The sequence below is a fragment of the Sphingobacterium sp. T2 genome (assembly GCF_000814685.1).
Classification (GTDB): Bacteria; Bacteroidota; Bacteroidia; order Sphingobacteriales; family Sphingobacteriaceae; genus Sphingobacterium; species Sphingobacterium thermophilum.
Genome location: NZ_JXAC01000124.1, coordinates 18,864 through 33,716, shown reverse-complemented (window position 1 = coordinate 33,716; position 14,853 = coordinate 18,864). Strand labels below are relative to the sequence as shown.

The 14,853-nt window shown below is 41.9% G+C and carries 16 protein-coding genes and 1 pseudogene; 4 read left to right on the top strand and 13 right to left on the bottom strand.

Annotation, left to right across the window (positions count from 1 at the left end):
- Nucleotides 1-69 precede the first annotated feature (69 nt).
- Genes SD31_RS20220 through SD31_RS08930 form a run of 4 tightly spaced genes read right to left on the bottom strand, consistent with a single transcriptional unit; the run spans nucleotide 70 to nucleotide 2,402 of the window.
- Nucleotides 70-1,065: a hypothetical protein gene (locus SD31_RS20220; RefSeq protein WP_262506605.1), complete on the bottom strand. Its 996-nt coding sequence runs from the start codon at nucleotides 1,063-1,065 to the stop codon at nucleotides 70-72.
- Entirely contained in the window at nucleotides 977-1,774 is a 798-nt protein-coding gene (locus SD31_RS20215) for a ribonucleotide reductase N-terminal alpha domain-containing protein (protein ID WP_262506604.1), read from the bottom strand. Before SD31_RS20215 ends, SD31_RS20220 begins: the two co-directional genes overlap by 89 nt.
- Nucleotides 1,734-2,138: a class Ib ribonucleoside-diphosphate reductase assembly flavoprotein NrdI gene (nrdI, locus tag SD31_RS08935; protein ID WP_039053865.1), complete on the bottom strand. Its 405-nt coding sequence runs from the start codon at nucleotides 2,136-2,138 to the stop codon at nucleotides 1,734-1,736. Before nrdI ends, SD31_RS20215 begins: the two co-directional genes overlap by 41 nt.
- Before the next feature lie 27 nt (nucleotides 2,139-2,165).
- Nucleotides 2,166-2,402 carry a glutaredoxin family protein gene (locus SD31_RS08930; RefSeq protein WP_039053864.1) on the bottom strand — a complete coding sequence of 79 codons (237 nt, stop codon included), beginning with the start codon at nucleotides 2,400-2,402 and terminating at the stop codon, nucleotides 2,166-2,168.
- A gap of 429 nt (nucleotides 2,403-2,831) precedes the next feature.
- Here SD31_RS08930 and SD31_RS08925 point away from each other — a divergent pair, with 429 nt between their 5' ends.
- The 4 genes from SD31_RS08925 (at nucleotide 2,832) to SD31_RS18995 (ending at nucleotide 6,208) form a co-directional block, all read left to right on the top strand.
- Nucleotides 2,832-4,415 (top strand): hypothetical protein, encoded by a 1,584-nt coding sequence (locus tag SD31_RS08925; RefSeq protein ID WP_231561386.1) that lies wholly within the window; start codon nucleotides 2,832-2,834, stop codon nucleotides 4,413-4,415.
- Nucleotides 4,416-4,452: 37 nt separating this feature from the next.
- On the top strand, nucleotides 4,453-5,235 hold the full coding sequence (locus tag SD31_RS19000; protein WP_231561384.1) for an alpha/beta hydrolase family protein: 783 nt from the start codon (nucleotides 4,453-4,455) through the stop codon (nucleotides 5,233-5,235).
- Between the two features lie 94 nt (nucleotides 5,236-5,329).
- Nucleotides 5,330-5,737 (top strand): Rrf2 family transcriptional regulator, encoded by a 408-nt coding sequence (locus tag SD31_RS08920; protein WP_039053863.1) that lies wholly within the window; start codon nucleotides 5,330-5,332, stop codon nucleotides 5,735-5,737.
- A gap of 51 nt (nucleotides 5,738-5,788) precedes the next feature.
- On the top strand, nucleotides 5,789-6,208 hold the full coding sequence (locus SD31_RS18995; protein WP_231561383.1) for an NAD(P)-dependent oxidoreductase: 420 nt from the start codon (nucleotides 5,789-5,791) through the stop codon (nucleotides 6,206-6,208).
- Between the two features lie 279 nt (nucleotides 6,209-6,487).
- Here the strand turns inward: SD31_RS18995 and SD31_RS08910 are convergent, their stop codons facing one another.
- The 9 genes and pseudogenes from SD31_RS08910 to SD31_RS08875 all read right to left on the bottom strand — a co-directional run bounded on the left by SD31_RS08910 (nucleotide 6,488) and on the right by SD31_RS08875 (nucleotide 14,847).
- The gene (locus tag SD31_RS08910) at nucleotides 6,488-7,012 is read right to left on the bottom strand and encodes a DUF2911 domain-containing protein (RefSeq protein WP_039053862.1); all 525 of its coding nucleotides are present in this window, start codon (nucleotides 7,010-7,012) and stop codon (nucleotides 6,488-6,490) included.
- A 191-nt stretch (nucleotides 7,013-7,203) separates the two neighbouring features.
- Nucleotides 7,204-8,457, bottom strand: a pseudogene (gene ilvA / locus SD31_RS08905) (threonine ammonia-lyase IlvA).
- A gap of 286 nt (nucleotides 8,458-8,743) precedes the next feature.
- Nucleotides 8,744-9,052, bottom strand: coding sequence for a hypothetical protein (locus SD31_RS08900; RefSeq protein WP_156138289.1), 309 nt, complete (start codon nucleotides 9,050-9,052; stop codon nucleotides 8,744-8,746).
- A 507-nt stretch (nucleotides 9,053-9,559) separates the two neighbouring features.
- Entirely contained in the window at nucleotides 9,560-10,714 is a 1,155-nt protein-coding gene (locus SD31_RS08895; RefSeq protein WP_082021890.1) for a 2-isopropylmalate synthase, read from the bottom strand.
- A 35-nt stretch (nucleotides 10,715-10,749) separates the two neighbouring features.
- A complete protein-coding gene (gene leuB, locus SD31_RS08890; protein WP_039053860.1) occupies nucleotides 10,750-11,823 on the bottom strand; it encodes a 3-isopropylmalate dehydrogenase in 1,074 nt (357 codons plus the stop codon).
- Between the two features lie 67 nt (nucleotides 11,824-11,890).
- A complete protein-coding gene (locus SD31_RS18990; protein ID WP_231561388.1) occupies nucleotides 11,891-12,469 on the bottom strand; it encodes an ABC transporter ATP-binding protein in 579 nt (192 codons plus the stop codon).
- Nucleotides 12,382-13,380, bottom strand: a complete 999-nt coding sequence (locus SD31_RS08885; protein ID WP_231561381.1) for an ATP-binding cassette domain-containing protein — start codon at nucleotides 13,378-13,380, stop codon at nucleotides 12,382-12,384. The genes SD31_RS18990 and SD31_RS08885 overlap by 88 nt, the downstream gene beginning before the upstream one ends.
- An 8-nt stretch (nucleotides 13,381-13,388) precedes the next feature.
- The gene (gene leuD, locus SD31_RS08880) at nucleotides 13,389-13,991 is read right to left on the bottom strand and encodes a 3-isopropylmalate dehydratase small subunit (RefSeq protein ID WP_039053859.1); all 603 of its coding nucleotides are present in this window, start codon (nucleotides 13,989-13,991) and stop codon (nucleotides 13,389-13,391) included.
- Nucleotides 13,992-14,025: 34 nt separating this feature from the next.
- A complete protein-coding gene (locus SD31_RS08875; RefSeq protein WP_082021889.1) occupies nucleotides 14,026-14,847 on the bottom strand; it encodes a class I SAM-dependent methyltransferase in 822 nt (273 codons plus the stop codon).
- Nucleotides 14,848-14,853: the final 6 nt, after the last annotated feature.

The window sequence follows — 14,853 nt, the reverse complement described above, 5'->3', positions numbered from 1 at the left end:
TTCATGATGTATGCTGTAGACTGGTTAGGGGCTATAGCCAAGCGGTAAGCGTGATATAGTCCGTGTTCTTTAACCTTGTTCTTTGATGGTTTTTCCAGTTCTTCGATATGTCGGAATGTGGATGCCTTCGAACAATTCTTTGACCTTGTCGGTCTGTGGTAAATAATCCCTTTCCAAATATTTGTCGAAGTATTTACCTGATGCGTAGTCTGTTTTTTCGAATCCTACGAATGTTTTGCCACGTTCTTTGGCGATTTCCATAGATGCTTCTATCGAATAGAAGTTCATCATCATGAAGAAGGTGTTGACGAAGTCCAATGCTTCGCGCGATTCGTACATGATGAAGTTTTTGGCCAAGAATCCGTGTAGGTTCATTGCTCCTAATCCTACAGAGTGTAATTCTCTGTTGGCTTTAGCGATGGAAGGAACCATGTCTATGTTTGTCACGTCGGATACTACGGTAAGGGCACGCATCGCTGTTTTAACTGTTTCTTTGATGCGTTTGTTGTCCATTACGGTAGCGATGTTGAGTGAACCCAAGTTACATGAGATACCGTAGCGGATAGTGTCTTCTTTGCCGTAGCTGTTGATGTCCGACACTTCCGAAACCTGCATGATTTCGGTACATAGGTTGGAAAATTTGATTTGGCCTATGCCGTTTAATGCATGGGCACGGTTTGCATTTTCTTTGAAGAAAATATATGGATAGCCTGACTCTTTTTGGGTTTGAGCGATTCTTACCAATAAGTGACGGGCATTTACTTTTTTCTTTTTAACGTTAGGGTTGGTGATAAGCTCATCATACCATTCGTCCATGTCCAGTTCGTCCAGATACTTGCCGTATTCCATCATCACGGTGTGTGGATAGATGAGATAACAAGGCTCGTCCTTTTCGGCAAGTTCCATGAACTTATCCGGGATGATGATGCCTATAGATAAGGATTTGATACGTACTTTTTCGTCAACGTTGATTTTCTTACAGTCTAAGAACTCTTCGATGTCTGAGTGGAAGATGTTCAAATATACGGCGCCGGCGCCGGGGCGTTGTCCCAGGCTGGTTAGCATAGGAGAATGTGTCTTCCAAAATTTTCATGATAGGAAGTACACCTCCGGCACGGCCATCTACCCCTTTGATAGCTTCGCCGCGTGCACGGATTTTTGAAATATTAAAAGATACTCCGCCACCGATGGATGACAGTTTCATGGCTGAGTCTACAGCGTAACCAATACCGTTGAGGTTGTCTCCGATTTCGTCGAGGAAGCAAGAAACCAATTCTCCGGAACGTTTTTTTCCGGCGTTTAAGAATGTCGGGGTAGCAGGTTGATATTCTTGGTTAATCATGATTTCGGCGTATTCTAATGCTTTTTTTACGCCTTCCTCACGTGCTAAAAACAAAGATACAGCTACGACACGGTCTTCGTAGCGCTCTAGGAATTTCTCTCCAGAGTCGTCACGAAGGGCATAACTTTGGAAAAATTTGAAGGCAGCCATGAAGGATTGGAAGCGGAATTTCTTTGCGTACACAAAGTTGTATACTTCCTGCATCTCTTCGAATGTATACCACTGGTAGAAATTGATATAATAATCGTGCTCGATCAGATAGTCTATTTTTTCTTTGAGCGTGTAGAAGAATACGGTATTCTTGTTCACGTACTCTAAGAAATAGGCGCGAACAGCTTCTTTGTCTTTGTGCAAGCTGTACTCACCATCATTTTTGATCATGATCTCGTTATTAAGCAATATCCAGCTTTTTGCTACCTCGTTTGCTATCATAGTATTGATTTTTTATTATATCGATAAATTGATAAATGTCATCCATTGTTCCCGACAGTTCAAATTTGAAAGCCAACGGAATATCAAACAATGACGAAATTTTGTCTGCCGCTACACCAAAGTTTCTTCCCCAGTTGCGGTTGCCGCTAGACGATACAGAGAAGATTTTGGAACTGTTGCGGTCCATGAAATCCTGCGTAATAGCCGGGATTTGTCCAAAGTTAGTCGTGAAAGTCACCAAGTGACCTTCCTCTTCAATCTGCATACTTTCCTGTATGCGGACTGCTGTCCAACCGGTGATTTGCACCACCTTGTTGATGAAGCGTTGCACATTGCCGGTTTTGGTGTCGTAATATAGTATCATAAACGTTTCATTTTATGATAATCAATTTTATTGACTTATAGCTTCATCCAACTCTTGTGGTTTGAAGCCTATTACTCTATGTTTAACCTCTTCGCCTTCCAACACGATTACGGTAGGAACGGTGCGAACTTTAAACTTAACAGCCAACTCAGGCTCATCAAAAGGGTTTACAGTCTCGTACGAAACACCTTTATTGTCCAAGTATGCTGAAACCTGTGCACATGGTACACAATCGTTTTTTTCAAATTTTATGATTCTTGCCATATTGTTTGTTAAGTTTGACAGTAATTCGAACCCATCCAGAGTTTGGGTTGTTTCGTTACTAAGTTTATGAAATAACGCTTAAGAAATCCGAAGATTATCGGGATCCTTTAACAAATATCATATATTTTACTTCGGAGCGGTAGTTATACTTTTCCACATTCTCCATAAAAAGGCTCTCAAACATCGTTCTGTAGCTTATTTTGTTGTGTAAAATCCTGAAAACCAATATTTAAAGAATGTGGATAACTTTAAAAATTGCATATTTCACCTAAAATTTGCATGGCTTTTTGAATAAGAAATATTACTGTCAAAAATGATTTTTTGCTCTTTCTTTTTTCATCGTTTTTTGGGTATATTTATTAGGATTTCACTAAAGATGAAATTAACTTCACGTCAACAAATCAAAATAATCATTTATTAGAATCCATTATGAGGAAATCGATCAGTTTTATTCTGTTTCTTTTGGCCACTTCGGTGTATGGACAGGAGAATGTTACCTTCCAAAAGCCGTCACCAGAAATCTTGGCTTTGGCCGACTATCAAAGACCTCCGGCATTGGAGTTAAGTCCGGATAAGGCGTGGGTGCTTTTAAGCTACCGACCTACGTACAAATCCCTAGAGGAGTTAGGACAGGAAGAGGTGCGTCTGGCCGGTCTACGTATCAATGCCAAAGCTCGTATTTCGAGCACCGAAAATTATTTTAATAATCTTCGTTTGCGTTCGGCAAAGGATGGACAGGAGTTTGATATTGACGGGATTCCGGCTAACGCTCTTATTGCCAACATCTCTTTTTCGCAGGACAGTAGATATATTGCTTTCACCAATACCACCAATAAGGGGGTAGCACTATGGCTGGTGGATATTGCCTCCAAGAAAGCCAAGCAGCTTACGGACTACAACCTCAATGCGGTGTTGAACAATCCGTATCAATGGTTACGCAATTCACAAGGCCTTCTTATCAGTAAGACACCTGCTAATACTCCTTCGCTTATCGACCGTAGCAATGAGCTCCCTAAAGGACCGGTAGTGTCTACCAGCCAAGGCAAGGTATCACAGCTGCGTACCTATCAGGATCTGTTGAAAACTCCGGAAGATGAATATGATTTTGAAGTGCTGGCTAAGGCTGAACTGCATTGGATAGACCTCGATGGAAAAGAAACACCGTTTTTGCCGGCAGACCTTTATACTCAGGTGAGTATTTCGCCGGATGGGAAGTATGCCTTGGTTACCAAGCTGAAAAAACCTTTCTCTTATGTGGTACCTTACAATTCTTTTCCGCAGGAGACACATGTCTACGATCTGCAGGGTAAAGTAATCCGCAAGGTAAATGAAACACCTTTGATGGAAGTGATGCCAAAGGGTTTTTCTTCCACAAGACCGGGCAAGCGTATGCTCTCATGGCGTGCAGATAAGCCTAATACTTTGTTTTTCGTACAGGCATTAGACGAAGGAGATGCTTCCAAAAAAGTAGAATACCGTGATGAGCTGTTCACCTGGGAATTTCCTTTTGATGGAGCCCCTAAGTCGCTAACCAAAGTTAAAGATCGCTTTGCCGGAATTATTTGGGGTAATGACCAATATGTATTGGTATCTTCGAGTTGGTACGACACAAGAAGTTCGAAGACTTTTGTATTAAACCCTACCACGGGGGCGTCACGACTACTGTTCGATCGCAATAGTCAGGATATCTATTCCCATCCGGGAAATGTGTACCGTGAAAGAAACGGGTTTGGAACCTTAACCATGTACATCCAGAAAGATAAGACCTACTGGATAGGGGCAGGACATACAAAAGAAGGAGAGTTTCCGTTTATTGATGAGCTGGACATGAAGACCTTAAAGAAAAAACGTCTTTATACGGCTCCGGCTTCGGAAAAGCAAGAACGTATAGCCGATGTCATTGATATTGCTAAAGGAGATATCCTGATTTCTTTACAGTCTCCTAAAGATTATCCTAATTTCTATGCAAAAATATTAAAACAAGGGAAGATAAAGGCTGTAAACGGCTATTGAAAACCCTTTCAAAAGCCTCGAAAATGTACACAAGCAAGTGTTGAACTACAAGCGTAAAGATGGGGTGGACCTTTCGGGTACACTTTATCTGCCTGCTGGCTATGATTTCAACAAGAAGGAAAAACTACCATTGTTGATCTGGGCTTATCCGAGGGAATATAAGGATAAAAATACAGCTAGCCAAAGTACTGCGAATCCAAAGGAGTTCACATTCCCAAGCTATGGCTCTTTCATCTATTGGGTAGCCAAAGGGTATGCCGTGTTGGATAATGCCGCTTTCCCTATCGTGGGGGAAGGTACTGCTGAGCCTAACGACACCTTTATCCCGCAGTTGATAGCCAATGCGGAAGCAGCCATCAATGCTGTAGATTCGTTAGGCTATATAGACCGCAAGAAAGTAGCTATCGGTGGACACTCCTACGGCGCATTCATGACGGCACATCTATTGTCTAACACCGATTTGTTTGCCTGTGGGGTGGCACGTTCGGGAGCTTACAACCGTACATTAACTCCTTTCGGATTCCAATCCGAGCAACGCAACCTCTGGGATGACCCACAGCTGTACATGACCATGTCACCATTCTTCAGTGCTGACCGCATGAAAACACCTATACTCTTGGTGCATGGATCTGCCGATAACAATCCTGGAACATTTACTATGCAGACAGAACGTTATTTCCAAGCGTTGAAAAACTTGGGAGCTCCTGCACGTATGGTCATTCTGCCAAGAGAGTCGCACGGATATGCCGCTAAGGAAAACATCCTTCATTTACTATGGGAACAAGATCAGTTCTTTGAAAAATATCTTAAAGGAAAATAAAAGAAAAGGGGAGAGCATCTAAATCTCCCCTTTTTTTAAAAAATAATGTAACAAGATTTGTTACATATAAAAATGTGTGTATCTTTGTCTTATTATGAGCAACTTACGGTTCGCTACGGCGATACATATTTTGGTGTTGTTGGATAAAAACCGAAACGAATTAATCACCTCCGATTTTATTGCTGGAAGTCTCAATGTCCATCCTGTAGTGGTAAGACGGGAGATTAAAGTGTTACGCGAGGCTGGTTATATTGAATCAAAGAAAGGTAAAGAAGGAGGGTGTGCCTTGGCAATGGAGGCAAATAAGATTCTGTTAGGTGATTTGTATAAATTGGTCAATAAGGAAAATATGTTGGGACGGAAAAATCGGCCTAATCCGGACTGCGCAATAGGTAGGCAGATGAACAATAAGTTGGACGTGCTTTTTAACAAGGCGGAAGAAGGGCTGGTGGCTTTATTGAATAAGCAGTCTTTAAAGGATTTTTCAGATAGTTTCGAATAAAAAATTTTTAAACAATATTGTAACAAAAAGTGTTTCATTTAGAAAAACAGTATGAAAATAGCAATTATCGGAGCCACAGGCTTTGTGGGTAAGCATCTTGTAGCTGAATTGTCAAGTCGTCAGCATGATATTAAGGCTTTTGCCAGAAATATTGACATTGTTCCGTCGAGTGAGAACTTAGAGAAAGTAGCCTTGGACGTAAACGATGTGGAAAAATTGGCTGAAAACCTGGCTGGAGTAGAAGTGGTGGTTAGTGCTTTCAATGCAGGATGGTCAAATCCCAATTTATACGATGACTTTTTGAATGGGTCGAAAGCCATCCAGGAAGCAACGAAAAAAGCCGGAATAAAAAGACTTATCGTCATTGGTGGGGCAGGAAGTCTGTATGCTGCAGAAGGTGTACAAATAGTGGATACCCCCGATTTTCCGACAGAGATCAAACCGGGAGCTTGGCAGCACGGGATTACCTGAATATATTGAAGGAAGAACAGGATTTGGATTGGACATTCTTCTCTCCGGCTATAGAGATGGCATCCGGGTACTTCTGGTATACGCAAGGGAACATATAGGGTAGGAACTGATTATCCTGTCGTGGATGAAAACGGCAGAAGTGTGCTGTCCGTAGAAGATGTGGCTGTGGTTATCGCTGATGAGGTGGAACAGCCAAAACATATCAAAAAAAGATTTACAGCGGCATATTAGAGGTAATACAGCAAAGATGCGCTTTCTATTGGCATCTTTGCTGTTTTGTTATCTGCCCGCTTTTACCGCAATGGGGATAATATATTCATCCCAAGCGAGGTTAATCTGTCCTGACGGTTCTACCGAGATGGTAAATTGTTCTACCGAAGGATTTCCTTTGATGTTTTTAACGTTTACACGCAGTTGGTCCTCCTGATCGCTGTAATTGACTCCCCAACCTTTCCATTTTTTGCTGAAGATCACGGTTGTCTCGTCTTCACCGGGGATAGTCCACAGACCGTATTTACCGCGCGGCAAGGCTTTACCTGCCACGAGCACATTTTTGTCGAACTCGATGACTGTAATAGCATTGGCTCCTGTACGCCATACCTCACCGAATTTAGCTAGGTCTACACCAAATTTTCGTCCTCGTAAGGAAGGTTTGCTATAATTTACCTTGATGGTTACTCCGTCATTGGTCGTAACCGACACAGAGTCCGGAGGACTCAAGATGGTTTTGTCCATCTGTGCCATAGCTGTATTGGCTGTCAGGAACAAAACAATTACCGTAATAATGCTTAATGTCGTCTTCATAACTTTTCATATATTGTTGTTATCGGATATTCTTTCTTTATGGGTTAAATGGTTTTGTTAAGGGAATTATGTATAATCTTTTCTTTATAACGTTTGAAGGGTCAAATTGTTATGGATTTTTTTCAGAAAGAAAAAGGAGAGGGAAGAAAACAAATAAGGCCGGAAATATTTCCGGCCTTATTAAGCTTGTGTTAGACTAAATATTCAAACAAGGTTTGATCTTTATTGACCTCGATAAAGTCGAATTTATAGGCTTTCATGCGCTCGATAAACGGTATATAGTCTTTAGGGCTGTTTAGCTCGATACCTATCAAGGCAGGGCCGCGTTCGCGCTCCGTTTTCTTGATGTATTCAAAGCGGGTGATGTCGTCTTTAGGGCCTAACACCTCTGTAACCAGCAGGCGTAAGGCTCCCGGTCTTTGAGGGAAGCGGACGATGAAATAATGCTTGATACCTTCATAGAGCAGGGACATTTCTTTGATCTCCGCCCATGCGGTCAATATCGTTGTTTCCTCCCGATACGATACAGACTATCTTTTTGCCTTTGATTTCCTCTTTATGAAAATCAAGAGCTGCTATGGACAAGGCTCCGGCAGGTTCTGCGACGATAGCGTCTTTATTGTATAGTTCCAAGATGGTTGTGCATATCTTTCCTTCAGGAATGGATTTAACCGAATCCAAGAGTTGAGAGCTAATTTCATAGGTCAGTTGTCCTACTTTTTTTACGGCGGCACCATCCACGAATTTGTCTATATGATCCAGCTCTGTGGGACCACCGTTTTGGATGGCAGCCTGCATGGAAGGAGCTCCTTCCGGCTCTACGCCATACAATTTGGTGCTTGGCGAATATTTGCGCATGTGATAGCTTATTCCTGAGGAGAGCCCCCCACCACCGATAGGATGATGATAGCATCCACATCGGGTAGGTCTTCCAAGATTTCTACCGCCACCGTTCCTTGTCCTTCGATGATCTGAAGGTCATCGAAAGGAGGAATAAAAGTCATGTTATATTTCGCGGCATAATCTAAGGCGGCCTTTTGGCAGTCGTCAAAAGTATCTCCTGTAAGGATAATCTCTATGTTGCCATTGCCCCACATTTCGGTTTGTGTAATCTTCTGACGTGGTGTTGGCCCCGGCATAAAGATAACACCTTTGATATTCAGTCTTTTGCAGGATATTGCTACCCCTTGAGCGTGGTTGCCGGCACTTGCACATACAACCCCGGCAGCACGTTGTTCTTCTGTTAAGGAAGAAATTTTGTTGAAGGCTCCTCGTAATTTGTATGAACGAACAACTTGTAAATCTTCTCTTTTCAGATAGATATCAGCACCATATTTTTCGGAAAGGTGCAAATTATATTGCAAAGGGGTACGGGTGACTACCGACTTTATTCTTTCTTTTGCTTGTAAACAATCTATGGAGAAAGTGTTTAAATCTACACTCATTATGCTAATTTGTTATATATACATTTGAATATTTCAAATTTAAAAATATATACCCAATTTTTGTTATGAATTTATTAATAAATCACTATCGTGATTTTATCTTCTGTGATTGAGTTTTTGGGACAAAGATAAAATCTATTCTTTTGCAGAAAGAGAAAAGTTAGTAGGAGTGGGAATAAATTAAAGGTATTGGCTGGAAGCAATAAGCATGCTCGGCTTATTAAAAAGAAATACGCTGTTTGACATGTCAAACAGCGTATTGATTTATGGTCAGGTTGATAAATTGTTACTGATAGAAAGTATCATAATCTCCTCTAAGGAATAACCATTGTAGGATCGGTTTACCATTAGCATTGGTAGTTGAAGCCCATGAGTTATTAGGACCTAATTTCCATCCTAAAATACTACTGTAATTGTTCATGTCTTTCAAGAAAAGGGCAGTTTTAGTTTCGCCGTCATAAGCAATTTCTTTAGTGGTGACTTCTCCTGTTACATAGGCAGAAGATGGCACAAGCACATTATTCTTTTTAACAGGAACCGTTTCTAGGGCCCAACAATTTTCTCCCTGTGCGATTACTCCGCTTACTTGTCCCATTGCTGAGGAAATTCGACCTGCGTTAGCGGTAGCGCCAGCAACAGATACCAAACTGTTAAATGCTCCAGTTTTAAGGGGAGAGGTCAAAAGATTCTTGAACAATGTCTGCACAAATTTCAGAGTCTAGGCATAACCGGAATACTTTCCGATAAATCAAATTACTGTATAAATTATATATCTCTTCGAATGCAATGGAATCTCCTTTTTTGAAAAGTTCAAAAGTAGATTCCTTGACACAAATAGTTATACAATTCATAAGTTATAATTGGCTAGATTCTCTGAATCAAGATTTTAAATGATATATAGAACAAATCATAAGATAGGAAATTTGAAATTAAAATTTCAATATTCTAATAAGGTTTAATGTAAAGTTAATAAGAGGGAGTAATTATTTGCAGCTAATGTTAATTTATTGGTTGCGCAATAAATTATAGCGCAAGTTAAGAGAATAAAAAACGGGGACTTTATAATTATAAAATCCCCGTGTTGTAAATCGGATTAGAATTTTTATTTAACCAATGTCAGTAAATCATCATCAGTAATTTCTTTTTTGGCGTCGGCAAGCACTAAGAAACGTTGGTAAATGTCTGCCAACTGTTCTTTATCCAGATGATAGCCAAGACGTTCTAAGTGGTGTTTCAAGGCATGACGCCCCGAACGTGCTGTAAGAATAATATCTGCATCTTCCAATCCAACATCTTCTGGACGTATGATTTCGTAGTTTTCACGGTGTTTTAGGAAGCCATCTTGGTGGATACCGGAGCTGTGGGCAAAGGCGTTGCGCCCTACGATGGCCTTATTAGGCTGCACAGGCATGTTCATCATTTCCGAAACTTTTCGTGAGATATAGGTGAACAGCTTGCTATTGATGTTTGACGTAAGACCTCCGAAGGCTTGGTTGTGTACTTTCAAGATCATAGCCACCTCTTCCAAAGAAGTGTTTCCTGCTCTTTCACCGATACCGTTTATAGTACATTCGATTTGGCGGGCACCGTTTTGTACGGCAGCTATGGAATTGGCTGTTGCCAAGCGAGGTCGATTGTGGCAGTGGGCAGAGATGATGGCATTATCGATGTTCTTGACATTTTCTTTCAAGAACTTAATTTTTGCACCGTATTGATCCGGCAGACAATATCCATTGGTATCCGGAATATTAACTACAGTAGCGCCTGCGGCAATTACAGCTTCAATCATTTTTGCTAAGAATTCTACATCCGCACGGCCCGCATCTTCGGCATAGAATTCTACATCTTCTACATAGCTTTTTGCGTGCTTTACGGCTGCTACGGCGCGTTCGAGGATTTCTTCTCTTGTGCTGTTGAATTTATATTTGATATGTGTATCAGAAGCCCCTATACCGGTATGTATACGAGGTCTTTTCGCATATTTCAGAGCTTCTGCTGCCACGTCAATATCGTTTTTGTTGGCACGAGTCAGTGCACAGATGATTACATCATCTACAGCCTTGGAAATTTCGACTACAGACTGAAAATCACCAGGACTGGACACGGGGAATCCCGCTTCTATAATATCGACGCCTAAGCGTTCTAAATCTTTTGCAATTTCGACCTTCTCAGGCGTAGTCAACTGACATCCTGGGACCTGCTCTCCATCTCGTAATGTCGTGTCGAATATGTATAAGTGATTCGGATCGTGTAACATAGTCTTACTTTTATATGTTTATACCTTGGTTAATCTTATTTAATATACGCCAAAACTTTCTCACCCATTTCTTTTGTTCCCAAAATTTTGTCCGCCGGTGTAGAGGCATTAGCAATGTCTCCTGTTCTCCAGCCATCTTTAAGGGCTTCTGCTACGGCATTTGTTACAGCTTTAGCTTCTTCCTGGAGGCCAAAGGCTATATCCAACAGCAATGCTGCCGACAGGATGGAAGCCAGCGGGTTGGCTTTGTTCTGTCCAGCGATGTCGTGTGCCGAACCGTGGATAGGCTCAAAGAACCCTGTGCTATCACCAATAGATGCTGACGCCAACATTCCCATGGATCCGGCGATCTGGGATGCCTCGTCGGTAAGGATGTCTCCAAACAAGTTTGCCGTCAATACCACATCAAACTTTTGTGGGTTTTTAATCAGTTGCATGGCCGCATTGTCGATAAACATATGTTCGGTTTCCACATCAGGATATTCTTTGGCAATTTCTTGCACCACCTCTCTCCACAGACGAGAAGTTTCCAGAACGTTGGCCTTGTCCACCGAGCACAATTTTTTACGGCGAGTGCGGGCTGCGTCGAAAGCTTTGCGTGCAATACGCTCAACTTCGTAACGGTGATAGTTCATCAAGTCCGAGGCGAAGTTATTATCTTCACTACGTTTTTTCTCTCCGAAATATACGTCTCCTGTCAGTTCACGGAAGAAAAGGATATCCGTGCCGCGCAGTACTTCCGGTTTTAAGCTAGAGGCATCCAACAGCTCATCAAACAGTAGGATGGGACGTAGGTTGGCATATAACCCCAATTCTTTACGGATTTTCAAAAGACCTTGCTCTGGACGTACTTTGGCTGTAGGGTCATTGTCGTATTTAGCATGTCCTATAGCACCAAATAATATGGCATCGGAAGCTTTCGCTTTTTCCAATGTCTCGTCAGGAAGAGGATTTCCCGTAGCTTCGATAGCTGTATGGCCCATGATAGCTTCATCGAAGATGAAGTCATGGTTGTATTTGTCAGCTATAGCTTCTAAAACTTTCTTTCCCCAAGTAGTTACTTCTTGTCCGATTCCGTCGCCCGGAATGATTAGAATATTTTTCTTCATTGCTTCTTCAAAGTAAAAAGTAATAATCAAAAGCCTGTATGCTTTACTTTTCTACAGCTTTCAATGGTTATGCTATAACGCTTTCTTTAATCTTTTTGTCGTTCAATACAATATCTTCAATGGCTTTTACTTCGCCATGCTCTAATACAATTCTATGGTCTATACATTGTGGCAGCTGGGACTCGTAATGACCGACGTAAATCAACGTTTTGCCGTAATGAGCCAGTTCGTCTACCACATCATTAAAATATTGGGTTTGATCGCTATCCAACCCTTGACAAGGTTCGTCCAGCACCAGTAGGGGCGGATTTTTCACTATGGTCCTTGCCAATAATGCTAACCTTTGTTTGCCCAAAGGGAGGGTATGCAAGATTCTGTCTTTGACATCCCTCAAGTCAAAAAATTCCAGCAGCTCTTCGATCTGAAGTTTCTCGTGGAATTTAACATCGATAAACCATCCGTTGCTATCATAGAATCCAGATGCTATGGTATGCCACACGGTAGCATTGGTGTCAAAATACCAATGCATTTCGGGAGAGATCATGCCTATTTTCTGCTTTATATCCCATATACTTTCTCCCGACCCTCTAGGTTGTCCGAAAAGCTTGAGGTTAAGTCCATATGCTTGAGGATGGTCTCCGTTGATGAGGCTGAGGAGGTGGATTTTCCCGACCCGTTAGGCCCCTGCAATAGCCATTTTTCACCAACTTTTACGGTCCATGAAATGTCTTTGAGTACTACCTTGTCGCCATAGCGGATGTTAACATTTTCCATCTCGACAATGGTGTCGAAAGAAGTTTCGGGAACTTCTTTCAGGAAGGCAGGGATATCTTTTTTATTTCTTTTGCTGTCTCGGAAAAAGGAGGTTGGAGAAGACACGGTCTCCACCTTGCCGTTCACTATCTGTGCATAGCGGTTGATAGCTTTCGGAAGGTTATTGTCGTTTGTAATAAGAATGAGTTGTACTCCCTGATTGGCCCAGTCGTCAAGCCATGCGTTGAGTAAGGCTCTGGATTTGGTGTCTAGGCCGGTGTACGGCTCATCGATAAGAAGAAGCTGCGGTTTTATCCATAGTCCTCGGATTAGCTGCAGTTTCTTATGCTCACCGCTGGAAAGTTCGATAAGCTGAGTGGATTGAGCATGTTCAAAGCCAAAGTCATGAATACGCTGTTGGATGTCTGCAAAGCAGAGTCCTTCTTTTTGGGCAAAATGCTCTAAATCTCCTTTAACACTTAACGTATCTTTTCCTTGGTGGCGGTTATATCGCTGTTGATAATAGAAGTTTCTGTCACCTTCCAAATTGGTAAATTGATACCAGTTAGCGATGTATTCTACCTTGGTACGTAGCGGACTTTGAGTGTCAAAATGTATTTGTATTGCATCGTTGGCAGGTATAAGTCCGGCTATAGCTTTGGCTAATGTAGTTTTTCCAGAACCGGACTTTCCTCCAATAACATAATGTTCTCCCTTGCGGATAGACCATGATAGTCCATCCAATACCGTATGGTTTTGGTATTGAATGGTTAAGTTATCAATATGGACGACAGGTTCTGTCATGATATATTTTATCTATAAAAAGAAAAAGGTCTTGTTTGTTCGAAGTTCTCGATTTCTTTTTTATGGCTTAAGATAAAGTCTATGTCATCGTAGCCGTTCAAAAGGCAAGACTTTTTGTAAGGATTTATTTCGAACTCGAAAGACTCCCCTGTAGCAAGGATAGTGATAGTTTGTGCCTCCAAGTCCACTTCGAATTGTGCTTCCGGATTTGCAAACACCTGTGCAAAGATTTTTTCTAAGAACTCTTCCGACACAGTGATAGGCAATACGCCATTGTTGAGAGCGTTTCCTTTGAAGATGTCTGCGAAGAAGGAGCTTACCACCACTTTGAATCCATAGTCTTGGATAGCCCATGCCGCATGTTCACGCGAGGAGCCGCAGCCAAAGTTTTTTCCCGCCACCAAGATTTCTCCTGAATATTTCGGGTCGTTAAGCACGAAGTCCGCTTTCGGTTGGTTGTTGCTGTCAAAGCGCCAATCGCGGAACAGGTTGTCGCCAAAACCTTCACGGGTCGTCGCTTTCAAGAAGCGCGCCGGGATGATCTGGTCTGTATCGATATTTTCAATCGGTAGCGGAACTACACGTGAAGTTAATTTTTCAAACTTTTTCATTCCAAAATTATTTTTAGGGTTTAGAAACCTCTATTTAGTTTAATACTGCTGTAACTTCTCTTAGTTTAACGGTCATACGGATAGCGTTAGTGTCCACCCAGTGGTTGTAATCTTCGATGGCTTGTTGACGTTCACTTTCCGAAACATAACCTTCTTTTACCAGCTGGTTGGACGCAGCTACGGCAGACCATAGTTTGATAGGCTTTAGATGTTCGGCATTTGTACTTTCGTATTGTTCGTCGGCATTACGAACATGAATGTCGGAGAAGCCATGTTCTTCGAAAATTTCTACCAAATCGAATCCTATACGGTTATTCATGCCGCCATCCTTTCGCCACATCAGAAACATATTGTAATAGTTTTGCATGCTGGCAGGTACCTTGGGTGTCCAGCTTATTCCTTCATGGTTATAATCCAGTATGGAAATCTGTCCCTGAGGTTTAAGTAGAGCCTTTACCTTATCAATGGCCTTATCTAGTGTAGATATCCATTGAAAGGTGCATGCAGAGATGATGATGTCAAATTTTTCGATGTTATCGTAGGTAAGAAAATCTCCGTGGATAAGTTCCAGGTTGGCGATATCTTTAAACGCTTCCTTGCCTTGGGCAATGCGAAGAGCGTTGTTGTCTATACCTACGACATGACCTTCTGGCCCTACCCGGTACGCTATTTCCTTGGCTAAGGAGCCGTTGCCACAGCCTATTTCCAACACGCGCATACCCTTCTTTAGGGTTGGCAATAGTGTCTTGAAGTTCTGCTGTAAGGAGCGCGTGACACTCCCTATGAAGGCATCATAGATTGAAGTGTCTATGACCTTATTTTTAGTAACGGGCAATGCCTGGCAAATTTGACACATAACAAT

Bases quoted from the DNA above. Each gene is read 5' to 3' on its own strand.
- SD31_RS20220 (WP_262506605.1), bottom strand. From the start codon at position 1,065: ATGCTAACCAGCCTGGGACAACGCCCCGGCGCCGGCGCCGTATATTTG.
- SD31_RS20215 (WP_262506604.1), bottom strand. From the start codon at position 1,774: ATGATAGCAAACGAGGTAGCAAAAAGCTGGATATTGCTTAATAACGAG.
- nrdI (WP_039053865.1), bottom strand. From the start codon at position 2,138: ATGATACTATATTACGACACCAAAACCGGCAATGTGCAACGCTTCATC.
- SD31_RS08930 (WP_039053864.1), bottom strand. From the start codon at position 2,402: ATGGCAAGAATCATAAAATTTGAAAAAAACGATTGTGTACCATGTGCA.
- SD31_RS08925 (WP_231561386.1), top strand. From the start codon at position 2,832: ATGAGGAAATCGATCAGTTTTATTCTGTTTCTTTTGGCCACTTCGGTG.
- SD31_RS08920 (WP_039053863.1), top strand. From the start codon at position 5,330: ATGAGCAACTTACGGTTCGCTACGGCGATACATATTTTGGTGTTGTTG.
- SD31_RS18995 (WP_231561383.1), top strand. From the start codon at position 5,789: ATGAAAATAGCAATTATCGGAGCCACAGGCTTTGTGGGTAAGCATCTT.
- SD31_RS08910 (WP_039053862.1), bottom strand. From the start codon at position 7,012: ATGAAGACGACATTAAGCATTATTACGGTAATTGTTTTGTTCCTGACA.
- SD31_RS08900 (WP_156138289.1), bottom strand. From the start codon at position 9,052: ATGGGACAAGTAAGCGGAGTAATCGCACAGGGAGAAAATTGTTGGGCC.
- SD31_RS08895 (WP_082021890.1), bottom strand. From the start codon at position 10,714: ATGTTACACGATCCGAATCACTTATACATATTCGACACGACATTACGA.
- leuB (WP_039053860.1), bottom strand. From the start codon at position 11,823: ATGAAGAAAAATATTCTAATCATTCCGGGCGACGGAATCGGACAAGAA.
- SD31_RS08885 (WP_231561381.1), bottom strand. From the start codon at position 13,380: ATGACAGAACCTGTCGTCCATATTGATAACTTAACCATTCAATACCAA.
- leuD (WP_039053859.1), bottom strand. From the start codon at position 13,991: ATGAAAAAGTTTGAAAAATTAACTTCACGTGTAGTTCCGCTACCGATT.
- SD31_RS08875 (WP_082021889.1), bottom strand. From the start codon at position 14,847: ATGTGTCAAATTTGCCAGGCATTGCCCGTTACTAAAAATAAGGTCATA.